Origin of the sequence: Sinorhizobium fredii (genome assembly GCF_002944405.1) — a bacterium.
GTDB lineage: Bacteria > Pseudomonadota > Alphaproteobacteria > Rhizobiales > Rhizobiaceae > Sinorhizobium > Sinorhizobium fredii_C.
Map to the genome: position 1 here is coordinate 46,817 of NZ_CP024309.1, position 12,671 is coordinate 59,487.

10 protein-coding genes are annotated in these 12,671 nt (G+C 58.5%); 1 reads left to right on the forward strand and 9 read right to left on the reverse strand.

The features are described 5' to 3' along the window. Window positions 1-12: 12 nt before the first annotated feature. Window positions 13-2,502 (reverse strand): T6SS phospholipase effector Tle1-like catalytic domain-containing protein, encoded by a 2,490-nt coding sequence (locus tag NXT3_RS21455; RefSeq protein ID WP_104840385.1) that lies wholly within the window; start codon window positions 2,500-2,502, stop codon window positions 13-15. A 624-nt stretch (window positions 2,503-3,126) separates the two neighbouring features. Next, window positions 3,127-3,426, reverse strand: a complete 300-nt coding sequence (locus NXT3_RS21460; protein WP_423828005.1) for a hypothetical protein — start codon at window positions 3,424-3,426, stop codon at window positions 3,127-3,129. 410 nt (window positions 3,427-3,836) lie between these two features. Here NXT3_RS21460 and NXT3_RS32610 point away from each other — a divergent pair, with 410 nt between their 5' ends. Next, a complete protein-coding gene (locus NXT3_RS32610) occupies window positions 3,837-3,881 on the forward strand; it encodes a hypothetical protein (protein WP_234828196.1) in 45 nt (14 codons plus the stop codon). 284 nt (window positions 3,882-4,165) lie between these two features. Here NXT3_RS32610 and NXT3_RS21470 read toward each other — a convergent pair whose 3' ends face one another. The 7 genes from NXT3_RS21470 to NXT3_RS21505 form a co-directional block, all read right to left on the reverse strand. Continuing rightward, window positions 4,166-4,381 (reverse strand): hypothetical protein, encoded by a 216-nt coding sequence (locus NXT3_RS21470; RefSeq protein WP_104840386.1) that lies wholly within the window; start codon window positions 4,379-4,381, stop codon window positions 4,166-4,168. After that, window positions 4,381-6,396 (reverse strand): HAMP domain-containing methyl-accepting chemotaxis protein, encoded by a 2,016-nt coding sequence (locus NXT3_RS21475; RefSeq protein ID WP_104840387.1) that lies wholly within the window; start codon window positions 6,394-6,396, stop codon window positions 4,381-4,383. The genes NXT3_RS21470 and NXT3_RS21475 overlap by 1 nt, the downstream gene beginning before the upstream one ends. Before the next feature lie 784 nt (window positions 6,397-7,180). Next, complete coding sequence (locus NXT3_RS21485) at window positions 7,181-7,693, reverse strand: flavin reductase (protein WP_037381191.1); 513 nt, start codon at window positions 7,691-7,693, stop codon at window positions 7,181-7,183. A gap of 272 nt (window positions 7,694-7,965) precedes the next feature. Continuing rightward, window positions 7,966-8,823 carry a sterol desaturase family protein gene (locus NXT3_RS21490; RefSeq protein WP_104840388.1) on the reverse strand — a complete coding sequence of 286 codons (858 nt, stop codon included), beginning with the start codon at window positions 8,821-8,823 and terminating at the stop codon, window positions 7,966-7,968. A 652-nt stretch (window positions 8,824-9,475) separates the two neighbouring features. Further along, a complete protein-coding gene (locus tag NXT3_RS21495) occupies window positions 9,476-10,873 on the reverse strand; it encodes a radical SAM family RiPP maturation amino acid epimerase (protein ID WP_234828197.1) in 1,398 nt (465 codons plus the stop codon). A gap of 205 nt (window positions 10,874-11,078) precedes the next feature. Next, window positions 11,079-11,354: a hypothetical protein gene (locus NXT3_RS21500; protein WP_104840390.1), complete on the reverse strand. Its 276-nt coding sequence runs from the start codon at window positions 11,352-11,354 to the stop codon at window positions 11,079-11,081. 663 nt (window positions 11,355-12,017) lie between these two features. Then, window positions 12,018-12,221, reverse strand: coding sequence for a cold-shock protein (locus NXT3_RS21505; RefSeq protein ID WP_018097662.1), 204 nt, complete (start codon window positions 12,219-12,221; stop codon window positions 12,018-12,020). Between the last annotated feature and the right edge of the window lie 450 nt (window positions 12,222-12,671).

Here is a 12,671-nt window from a genome sequence, read left to right on the forward strand (position 1 = left end):
ATGATGCGACGCTCAATAGCCGCTGACATTCTCCACAGTGACCCGGGCGGCGCCGCTGTTGTTCCGATAGAAGAGATCGTAAAATCCCGGTAGGCCAACTGCAGCGTCGTTCAGGTAGAGGTAAAGCCGTCCGGTTTCGCGTGGCGTAAACAGGAAAGCGGCACGCGAAATGTCCTCTGGCTTGGGGGCTCGCAGCCTGATAGGCACTACCGCCTGCTCATCGGCGCCGCGGCTGCCGATACGGGCGATCAATTGAAAATAAGGCTGTCCCCACCACCTTCTGAGCGGAACTCCAACGGCTTGTCTGAAGGACCGGATTTTCATTCCCGCTGCGCCAGACCGGATGCTGTCGTCTTTCAACGACGATCCGGGCGGAATGTCGAGTGTGATCCGGTAGCGCTCTCCTTTAAGGAGAACCATCTGCGTGTCCCAGCACATTGAGGCCGGGTTGAAATCCCCCTGGTCCTTACCCAATATTTCGACTTTTTCATCAGACGGATTGTTGTCCCCGCAGAAGGCGCCGGCGGCGCTGGCCACATCGACCGACGCCTTGTTGATCAGGAATAGGGCAGCAAGGCCTGCAAGGCCGAGAGACAGTGCCGGGAAGATATGTTCACGAAGGGCGTTGTAGAGCGCGATCATTTTCGGGTTGGTCCGCACCGACCGCGCAAACCTCAGAAAAAGCGAACTCGTCAGTCTTTGGCGCTCCCTTTTCATACCGATCATGCCGAGGAAGCACAAAAGCCCAGCCGTCGCGAAAAATGCAGCCGCGATCTGCGTACCCGTTGCGGCAGCCGCTATCGCAGCAATGAGGGAGATCAGGGTGCCAGAGGCAGCAAGGCGCTTGTGGTGTTCGGCCCGCTCCTTTGCGAAATATGACTGGTCGCGCCGCCACCTGCCACTGCACCAAGCAATTCGGGCCCGATCGGCTATACGCGTACGAAGAAATGCGCTCAGCCACATCGTGGCCGCCACCAGGGCGGCAAGTATGGCAGCCGCGGCCGGATTGCGGGCGATTGCATTCAGCCATGGCATGGCAAAACCGGGTGTAAAGAACTCGATAATGCCCGTCAGGCGCCCGACGATAGGTACTGCCCCATCTTCCAGCCGGTCCAGCGGACCGGATGATACATATTCGGCGAATAGCGGGTAGCAGGCGACGAGCAGGACGAGGAACAGGAGCACGTAATAGACGGCGCGGCGCCACCAGATCGTATCGTGCATAACGGCGAAGCGTTCAAGCTGATCTGCCCCGTCTGCCGCTTGACGCTCCCGCAGCTCGGCGAGCACCATTTGGGCACGAGCCTGGAGAGCGGAGCAGTTTGGCGAAGGTGCATCCCCAGTCCGCGGCGTTAGGAAAGGCACGACAGTGCCGTTCGGCATTCGAATCCGAAAATCGAGCGGCAGGGCGAGAGGCGCGTAGCCGTCGGAACCGTCTGCCATGCGAAACAGAACGCTCCAATCTACCAGCGGGGCGAATTGGCCCAATAGAGTTTTGCTGTCACGCGGATGGTAGCGATAGAAAAAGCCGAGCTTCGCGCGGCTATCGTAGATCCGGCCGTTCTCCGAGGCGAGATCGGCGTATCTCGCGACCGTATCGGCCTTGAATCTCAGCCCGGTAATTTGAGCTTCCTCTATGAGCCAGCACAAAGGCACATAGGCCAGGCGGTCATCCGGATAGCCGCCGCCGATATTCGAGTGCACACCGGCGAACCATAGCTGGCATAGGCGGTCCGGACCTATTTCGTTGCCATCGGCACCCGTCGGGCTCCATGGAATGGGGAAAAACGTCCGACGCTCGTCATCGAGGCTGAGTGCTTGACGGGCCCGCTCGACACACGGCAGCAGGTGAGATTTCTCGAACGTCATCGGCCAGATCCACCGGTTGACCGCCCGGGTCAACTCATCGATCGGCAAACCATATGCCCCAACCGTGTCCCACACGCCGACAAACGCGATCTTCACCTCTTCGGCCGAGCGAGGGCCGGAGCGGGGCCGGACCTCATCGTACGAGCGGCTCCCCGTCAACCAGTTCCAGCGCTTGACGGCTGCGTCCCGCAAGCTCCGCCCCCATTGCGTCCAGGGCAGTCGTGACGGAAATGCTTTCTTGCGATACGCCCGGTAGGCCGCAAGCGCGTTGCGGTCAAGTTCCTCGTGCGATTGGAAATCGACCAGTCCCTCGCGAGCGACCAGCCCGACCAGCAGACGGATCGTGAAGGCGCCGCGGCTAAAACCGAAGACATGTATCCTGTCGCCAGGCTGGAAATTCAAGCAGAGGAACCTGTAGAGAGCGATGACACGTCGCTTCACCCCGAAGCCAAGCGCCAGGCCGATCACCTCGAAGGGTTTGAACGAGGAGGTTCCGACCCCGTCGCTGAAGCTTGCGATCTGATCCTGCTCACCGAGATCGAGCGCTTCGTAGAGCCGCCACACATTCGTCTTGAACAGTTTCGCAGCGCTATTGCCCGTTCCGTCTGCAAGAAGCACGATGTTCTTCTGCATGGCATGATGTCCCCAACGAAATGACCGATGCGACCATGTCTATGCGGCCCACTGTGCGCCGGATGTCCGATCTTGGTCTGAGGGCCTACTTGTTTGTTATCCATGCACCCCACACTTCGGCCGCCGCGGGCGTTGAAGTCACAAACCTCCCTTGGCGATTTTGCCGCGACAAAGCGGCTCCTATTGCGCGTCAACATCAGCTGCGCGCGTTGGCATTCGCTTGTTCAGATATGTCCTGCGATATCGGGTCTCGCGCCTGTAGCCTTCGCTGGAACGCAGAAACTGACGCATCTCTGTCTGCGCATTAGACTAGAAATTTCAGTATAAAATGAACTAGAAATATATACGCCTGAGATTGCGATATGGCAAGCTACGAAACTTTAAAGAGTGCAACGGGCGATAGCGGGCAGGCAACACCTCGCGGTACCGAACCGGAGGTGCGAAACATAATTGATTGCGTGGTTTTGCAGAGCCGCCTCCAAGAGGTCTGAAGAGAAGAGACGTCGGGCTTGCCTATGGTATGGTCATGTTCTGTGCTTCAAAAGTCGCATAATGTATCGACCGGAACCGGATGCGGTGCATGTAGCAGGGCCATTGGGGCGTGAAGCGATCCGCTGTGTTCTGCTAGCCGGTGGCGACGGCGGTTTCTGAGTGCCGAGATGAGACCGTCGTGATTTTTTGGCCGACCCACGCAGAAAGGTCGGCCCAAAGCTGCTGATCCAGGCCCACTTGGCGAGCAATGTCGATGATCTCCTGATAGGAGATCGGCGTGATTGCGGCCTGGCCGCCCAACCTGGCATCGAACAGGTCCAGTTTTGCCTTCCGAGCCGTCGGAAAACTTGGATGGTCGGCAAAGGTGGCAACCGCAGCGGCGTGGAGGTTGCGGTGCTTGCCAATTACGGCCGCCAAAACCGCTTTACGCATCCATTGATAGGCGTCGCCGGCGAAAGTGCAGGGTGCATGCTCAGCGGCCGGTTTAGCCGCGCATTGTCAAGCTTGGGGATCACGGTGAGGACGAGGCATTGTTCGCCGACTACCAGAGGGAAAACATGCTGCTCTGGTCAGGAGTTTGAGAAGGGTATGGTCCGAAAGGAGATTTTGAGATCGAGCGATTTCGGCGAGTTTTCGAGCAGCACGGCGTCGACGCCGATCCCGAAGCCGCAAGCGCACGCTATCTGCAGTTCCTACCGGAAACTGTCTTGCTGGTGGAGGGCGCGGCCGAAATCTGCGAGAGGTTAGCTGGCGTAGGCGAGGTCAGGATCATCACCAACGGGATTGAGGCGGTCCAGGCGAAGCGCCTTGAAATAATAGTCGGTGACCGACTGGATGCGGACATTCTTGGGGCAAACCAGTTCGGGCATCGAGAGCTGTTGGTTTAACCCGCTGCGCGCGGAGAACTGGAGCTCGGCGGTGCCAACGATTCAAGTAGCGCGGCTCAGCGAAATTGCTGTTCGACTTGCGGGCGGATGGCATCGTCAGCTGTCGCAAACTGATATTTGCGAAGCGTGTCGGCGAATGATTTCAACTCAGCCCGTTTCCGACGGAAAGTCAGGCTTGTCGCGATGAATGTCCTGAAAGAAATGCTGCCACCCTGTGGTGTACGTCCACCGCATGGTCGCGTATGCGATGGACAAAGGATGTTTCGGCTCCTGACGGTCTCGGCCTAGCTTTCAGATCCGAGAACGAATGAGATCGGTGTCGTGCCAAACCGGGCACGATAGAGTTCGGCGAAGCTTGCTTTCAGTTGATTGGTCACGTGCAGGGTGTTGTCGCGCATTTGTTTCAGACGGATCACCTCTTCGCGGCCGAGACCGGCTGCCGCTTCAAGGCTGTCGACCAGAGCGCCGGAACCGAATGGAAATTGCAACGGGTGTCCCATCAGAACTCCTCCCAGTTGGCTGTGGCTGCGACCGCCGCCGTGGCCGCGCGTCCGCCCAAGGCGCCGGCGAGCTTACGCGTGAGCGCGCGGGCTGGCGAGGTGACGGGACGGGTGTCCGCGGCGGCCGCCCGTGGGGCAGTGCCGACCTCAATCTTGAAGCGAGCGATGAGCCGGGCGAGGTTCGCCGCCTCGTCGGCGAGCCGGTTCGTGGCCGCCGTCGATTCCTCGACCATCGCCGCGTTCTGCTGCGTCACCTGGTCCATCTGGTTGACCGCCGTCGAGACCTCCGACAGGCCGGTCGACTGCTCGCGGGCGGCGGTCGCGATCGAATGGACATGCTCGTTGACTTTGATCACATGGCCCTCGATCAGGGTGAGCGCCGCGCCGGTCGCCGTCACCAGCTTCACCCCGGCCTCGACCTCGGTGCCCGAGCGCGAGATCAGCGCCTTGATGTCCTTGGCCGCATTGGCGGAGCGCTGCGCCAGCTCGCGCACCTCTTGCGCCACGACGGCGAAGCCCTTGCCGGCCTCGCCGGCGCGTGCCGCCTCGACGCCGGCATTGAGCGCCAGGAGGTTCGTCTGGAAAGCGATCTCGTCGATGACGTTGATGATCTGGCCGATCTCGCCGGAAGCCTCTTCGATCCGGCCCATCGCCGAGACCGCATCCTTGACGACGGCGCTCGACTGCTCCGTGCTTTTCCTCGCCTCGTCGACCATGTGGCTGGCCTCCGTCGCCCGCTCCGTAGAGCTCTTCACCGCGGCGGTGATTTCTTCCAGCGCCGAGGAGGTCTCTTCGAGCGAGGCGGCCTGCTGCTCGGTGCGCTTTGACAGGTCGCCCGAGGCAATCCGCATCTCGCCTGCGCCGCCATTGATCGTGTCGATCGCCGAACGCACCTCGCCGAGCACGGAGCGCAGGTTCGCCATAGTTTGATTGACGTTGGACTGAAGCTCGCCGAAGACGCCCTGGAACTCGCCGCGCATGGTTTCCGTGAGGTCGCCCTCCGCCAGTGCCGAGATCACCCGGCGGGTCTCGGCGACACCGCGCGCGACGGAAGTAACCAGTTCGTTCACCTGGGCGGCGAAGCGGTCGAGATCGGCATTGTCATAAGTCTTGGTGATGCGTTGCGTGAAATCGCCGGCAACCGCCGCCGACACCACCTCGCCGATGCTCGACTGAAGATCGGTGCTTTTCGCCTGCAGCGCCGCTTCCTGTGCGTTCAATTCGCGCACCTTGATGCCGTTCTGCTTGAACACCTCGACGGCCCGCGCCATCGCGCCGATCTCGTTCGCCCTGTCGGTAAAGGGAATTTCGAGCGACAGATCGCCATCCGCGAGGGTGCGCATGACCGCGGTCGTCCGATTGATCGGGCGCGAAATGCCGACGATCGCAAAGGTCATGGCGCCGAGACCGGCAAGGCAGGCGATAGCGAGCAGCATGAAGTTGGCGATGCGGGCGCTGGCGAAGCCGGCCGAGCTGTCCGCGTAGCTCTGCTTCGCGCCGGCAAGATTGATGTCACGGAACCCGTCAGCCAGCTTCTCCAGTTCGGTGTAGCTCTGACGCATGGCGCTTGTCAGGAAATCCCCCGCCTCGTCCTTCTTACCGGCGCGCGACATCGCGATCAGCTCGTCATGCTGCTTCAGATAGGTGGCGAGTACATCCTTGAATTGGGCGTAGAGCTCGCGCTCCTCCGGGGCGTAAACCAGCCCGTCATAGATTCTCATCCGCTCTTCCAGTTTCTTGAGATCGGCGGCGAGCGCGTCGTCGGCACGCTTCATGCCGGCTTCGGTGCGGTTCACGATATGCCGATTTTCCGAGCCACGGAGGTCGGAAATCGCAGTGTTGATCTTGTTGGTGATGTCGATGCTTGGAACCCATTTGGCCGCCATCGTTTCGACGTCGCCGAAGACCCGCCCGATTGACGAGAGCGCGAAGAGACCTTGGCCAGAGAGCAACAGAAGCAGCAGCGAAATCGCACCAATCAATGATGTTTTGAGAGAAAGCGACGATAGTTTCATTCGGGTTTTCCTGCAATTCGGACAGGGAGACCTCATGCTTCCGAGTCTAGGTACTAAGGAAATCAGCCGTTCGAATCATTCGATTAGCAAAGGGGCGCCCATCTACTCGCTTGGGCAATCGTAACTCGCCGCCGGGGTCTTGCGCCAACTCCATACGGTTATTGAGTCAGTGGCAATCCAGGGACTGGTTCCGTTATCCAGTTGTAAAGCTTAACAACACCTAAGCCTCGCAAGCCACGATGCTTAACAATGCGCAAATTGAACACTGCTTCTGAAAATGCATACGAGGCGAACTGGCTAAGTTAGTGCCGCTCGCCTTTTCGTATCGGACGGTTCTCTCCCTAGGCCTTCCGATAGACGGCGGAGAAGTGGCCGAAGTGAAGGAAGCCTTATTTCAGGTATATGTCTCTCACGGATTGGCGATTCGAGGGATCGAGAGGATCGGCGAGGCGGCGAGGCGAGCCCGCCGGCCATGTTGCTCGCTCGGCTTTCGGGTGCCTTTGAGATCAGCATATTTACGCTGATGGTTCGAGCGGAGTTGCAGGAGGGAATGCTGCTGCGGAAATGCCACCGGCTAATCTGCGGATCCGGTCACCGGTTAGCTGAGGTGACGGCTCTTGCTGCTTCATATTCGCGATCCCTGCGCTGGAAGAAAACCAGACGCTCATCGCCGACACCTTGGCGGGCGGGCAAGGATCAGTGTGCGAAGGAACGCCATTTGACATTGGCCAAATGCCTTCCATGGAGCGGCAAGCGAACGCAAATCATCCTCTTGCCATCTTCTTCAGGCCCGGATCTCGGCAAGACGCGCAGCACTGACGCCAACGCGGTGGAAGTCTCGCCCGAAATAGATGAGCCCATCGCAACCGGCCTCGTATCGAACGGCCGTCACTCCGCAATAGAAAACGGTGTGGGTGCCCACTTCCGAAGCAGAATCGACCTGACAATCGAAAGCACAGACAGCCCCATCGAGCACCGGAGCGCCCGTTTCAAGAGCACCCCATTTAGCACAGGCGAGCCGTTCGCGGACTGACAGCCCCTTCGTAGCAAACTGCATCGCCACGTCACGCTGATCGGCTGACAGAACGTTGACACAAAGATTTCCATTCTTGCGAATGATTTCGTTGGTGGCGCTCGAGCGATTGATGCAGACGAGGAGCGTCGGCGGCTCGTCCGTCACTGAGCAGGCTGCGGTGACTGTGCATCCTGCAAGGCCTGCGGCCCCGTTCGACGTAACGATATTAACTGCCGCAGCAAGACCTGCCATTGCGTCTCGGTACTGGGACCTATCAATCATGTGAAATCCTGCATCTCACAAGTGAAATCACTTTGGCAGCCGCATCGCCGCGACACTTCGCGGCCGAATGCGTTTCTTTGCTGCGCGACCCACCCAGATGATGGTAATCCGCCTACTTGATTCGGAGGCGAATATCAGTACACGTCCTGGTCACACTGCCGGTAGCATCTTCGCCAGAAATCGTTGACGCGAACATCCGTGCCCGCTTCAAGTCGATGCACATTCTTTATGGTTTTTGGGATCTCGACAGCCAGATTCGCGTAGATTTCCATTCAATCCCCAGCCCCTACATCACTTCCGACTTTAGCTCTACGCCAGCGACGTCGATCGAATGGGAACATAATGTAATCGCGCACGGTGAGCGGCTCGGGCTGGTCTCGGAGGCCAACTTCTGGCCACTCATTCTTTTTTGGCCAGTATGCCGTCAGAAAAATCGTGTCCCAGAGGGTTGTAAAGAACCCATAGTTTCGGTGCCGGTGATGCGGTTCCATCGAGTGGTGAATGCGGTGGAACTTATTGTCGCCAATGATGTACCGAAGCGGCCCAAGATTGATGCGGGTGCTAGAGTGTGAAAGATGGGCCTGGAACGTAATCAGGGTCATGGCAACAACGGGCACTACGCCAGATTCGAAGTGGATAAGCGCGAGAGGTAGGGCCACTAACGCTGCGTAAATGAGGGGCTCGGTAACGTGATGATTGCAATTCCATGCCGTCAATTCGCGGATCGAGTGGTGAGTAGCGTGCAGACGCCAGAGGAATGGAACAGCATGCTGAGCGCGGTGCATCCAGTAGTAAAAGAAGTCGCCGGCAATCGCGACCAAAACCCCTGAAAGGACGGCCAATCCAGTGTTAATGATTGCGTTTTCGGAGTGAAGCAACGTACCGAAGTCGATTGTTACGAGCGGCTTTACCCCTAACCAGTCCAAGCTCACGGCGTAGAGGTGCCAAACCAACGCACCCCATCCGAGGCGAATAATCCAATTCCGCACGCCGCGAACGTATGAGGCAAAACTGTAGCGATAAGCCGGAAGGGTTAGCTCCAGCGCGGCGCAAAAGGTAGCGAAAATCACAACCAGCTCTAGCGATTTCACAAAGGACTGGATCATCTGATCAACATCGAGAATGTGCATTTGTTTTGCTCCGGCGAATCTTTCTGATCAGCGCGGTCGCCTTCGTCACGAGGGCGAGTCCAACCGGATCGGTATCGGCGCAGAAAGAACGATGGCCACGTCATGCAAATTTCCTCGCACGAATCCAAACGGTGATCATGCCGCCGTACGGCGGGGCACCGCGAGGACGCTATGCGCTATTCTCGGTCATCGGTAAAATCCATTGTTTGGATAATACCCATCCGTGGCCCAAATGGTTGGAGGAGCCCAGCAGAGAAGGCTTACGGGAGACGTTTGGATTGGTAAGACTACGAATACTACCAGAGCGACGCAAGCCATCCCGGTCACGGCAGTACTCGTTCGTGTCTCCTGCGCGACTTTGCTAAGTATCGGCGACGGGACGCCCTCCGACTGATTACGGGGTCTACCGCAGACAGAGGTCGCGAACATCGCGATGCTGGTACCTTTGATGGTAGTTCGGCGGGTTGCAGGCGTAGCCAGCGATGCGGTGCTTGCGCTGAAACTGACTGCGATGGTGGTGGAAGCGCAAGGACACGACCATCACCACGAATCTCGCCGTGAAACGACGACTCTTTCACCTGGTCGGTGCGCATGCTCGGCCCCCCGGCAAATGAGGGACGCAATATACATCCCCGTCCCGAAGGCCTTCGCATCAGGCCCCTTCGACGCGGCTCGTCATCCCGTCGCCGTTCTGCCAAGCAAAGCGGTCATCGAGGTCCTCTTCGATCACCCCGGCCGCGTATAACTGTTCGAGCAGGTCCGCGACCGCAAGTATGCTCGACCCGTCCGTCGCGACCCGCCTGACGAGCTCCGAGGCTGTGCAGTTGCCGCACGCGATTAGTTGGCCAACGGAAATCGGAGCGACATCGTCAAGCACCCTGTGTTCCATGTTGCGTGAGCGGAGCTTGAAGTACCCGTTTCCTGGCCTGTATTGCAGGTCGCTGCGGAAGCGAATTGGCAGGCCTGGGGCTGGGCTCTCGAGCATATGCTGATCCATCATGCTCTGCAGCCCCTCCCGAAACTCGTCAGGCGTCCTGAAGCAACGTTGATCCACAATGCGATACCCGAGAGGCCACCGTTCGCTGCCCGGTACCGGCGTCACCAATTGTGAACGTCCCTGCGGCATATTTACGAGGAAGCCGGAAACACAGGCGATTGTCGTGTGATAGCCCTCCGGCAAGGCGATTGCATCACATTCGTTGGCCACTCTGAGCTTCTGCTTCCGCGCGCGTGCGCGCCCGGTGAAAGCCTTCGCGGTCGGTGCTTCCTTCCCCTGCAGGATGAGTTCGACCCCGAGCAGCTCCTCGGGCGAAAACGCCATGTGAATCTTATTGAGATGTGCTGTGCTCAGCACGGAGAAACGATTGGTAGTAGTGCCGTAACGGTCGAAGAGTCCGAGCACGCGCCTGGTGAGTGCCTCATCCTTGAGCGGGGCGGCTGTCGATGTTTGCGGCAATGCTCCCGTGATTTGGTAGTAGTCGTACAGAAACTGATCGTAGTGCGGGTTGTCCATAGGATCTGTGGCCCAGTAGCAGAAACCAGTGCGGGCTGCCGAACCAAACATGTCGCTTGCGACACCAACCACACCGCGCCAAAGCTCTGCATGCTCTTCGCTGTGGTCATAATAGCCTTTAAAGCGATCGGCCGAGAGGCCACAGAACCAGCAGCCGACGGTGCAGCCTTCGCTCAGCTCAAAGGCGATAATGGGGTGCGTGATCGAGGGCGCCGATCCGCCCAATTCGTCGTTGCAGCGCCGCATCTGGCGCTCACGCCAGGCATGAAATCGGGGGTTGGTCTTCGACATATCGCCTTCGACGCGCAGGCGGTCGCGATGGCGCAACATGTCGCGGATATGGTCATCCCACATCATCGCCAATGGCCAGGGGGCAGACTCCGGCTTGAAGCGGTAATTCAGGTGGTCACTGCGCCAGAGCGGCAGCATTTGCATTGGGTCAACTTCGATGCCGTAGCGCTCTGTTACCGCTCCAGGCGCGTCTACGTTCTCCGAAAGCGCCCTGCGGAACTTTACATCACCAGACAGCCGTTCCATGAAGCGCTTGACGTGTGACAACGTGCGCAGTTGCTCTGGTGTGCGCCGGTCAACATTCGGTCGGCAGTGTTCGCCCCGAGGGCACAGGTCGGCCCCTGAAGCCATACCTTGCAGGCTTGATGACATGTTTCTCTCTCAATTGGATGGCTTCCATGTTCTCTTGGCACGGCTCGGCCAAGTCGATGCCGGCAGAGCCAGAATCACGTCAAGTCGCCACCGCAACAACAACTACAATAAGTACAACGACCGCGGCGAAGCCAGGGAACTTTTCCTCGGCGTCGAGCCTCTTACTACTAGTCACCCTCTGTGGGTTGGCCAGCCGTACGTAACTTTTCACCTCGTCAGGCGTGATGTTGTAGTCGAGGCTCTTTCCGACCGCTGCGATCGTTGCAAGGCCTGTAGCAGTTGGTTTGACGTTTTCAAGCAGGCTCGCTTTTCCCCCTAAGTCGTTGACGAAGCGCTCTACATCAGTTTGCGGCATAGCTGATTTCCGCCTTTTCTCAATGTTGCCAAACTACCCATCTCGCTCTCGCAAACGCTCAAGTGATGATGCCGTGAACGAGGCAAGCGGCGTACCAATCTGAGATTTCTGGCCTTGCGCCTTGTCTGACCGTATACATTGTCAACTTGCCGACATTTGGCTCCCGAAACCGACAATTGGCCTGCTCCAAAATGTCGCCAACCGCGCATTCTTTCAGTCAGCGCTCTGCGGCCGCCAGCTCAGTTGTGGAGACGCCTGGTGGATCCCCCCGCGCGGCATCGATCGGGTGGCGGGGGCGACATTCATCTGACGCGCTCATTCCTTTGCGATGCTTGCCGTTCTGTCGACAAGCGTCACGACATCGCGAGATACTCTTGGAGTAGCGATTTCAAACTAGAGGCCACATTCAAGCCTCGAGGATTTCGAGCGCCTATGGGCAAGCCCTACACTGAATAAGTGGCTATCGAGCCGAGCGCCGTATGAGAAGCAAAAGGCAGAGCGGCGACTAAAAGAGGGCGCCGCCGCCCCCGCTATGGGTCGTCATCCCAACGGTCGTCGCGAAGGCTTCCACGGTTCGACGGTTCGATCACATCGCGGTCGAGATCTCGGCCTACCAGAACAGGATCGGCCTCCGCGGCCGATCCACGAATTGAACGATCTCAGTTAAAGTACGCGAACGTTTTCTGCCTTCGATTTTCCGGTCTTGCGATCCTGACCTAGGTCGTAGCTCACTTTCTGTCCTTCGCTCAGGGAACTGCCACCTTGCAAGGCAGACACATGCACAAACACGTCAGCCCCTCCATTTTCGGGTGTAATAAAGCCAAATCCCTTGTCTCCATTGAAAAACTTAATCGTGCCAGTGGCCATGAACAAATCCTCGACGCTTTCACGGCTGATTGCCGCTTGAAGGGCTTTAAGCCGGCAATTTGTCGCCCGCAATCTATTTGATCCTCATCTTGTCCCGAGCATCGGACCACTCACGCAAATGGAGGCGTCCAGAGGTTCATCATGTGTTGGCCGAAAGGATCAGTGGTCAAGCGGTTGCCGGTGACGACGCGGGGGCCATCGCTTGGTTTAGGAGCGACCAGGTTCCAACAGTGTCATCGGCACCTATTTGCTGCGATACCATGGCCGATATGGTGTTCATCCGTGTCGTGGTCTCGCCCGACAGTAACGACGCATAACGATAGTGCAGTGGCACGGTCCTCAACTTCCTTGTCCATCCGGATGAGCGCTTAAATGACCACCGGCCGATAAACCTGTTGAAGGCCGGCGACGTGAGGCCGGTCGAGGACGCAACAGGTGCGTGACGGCACC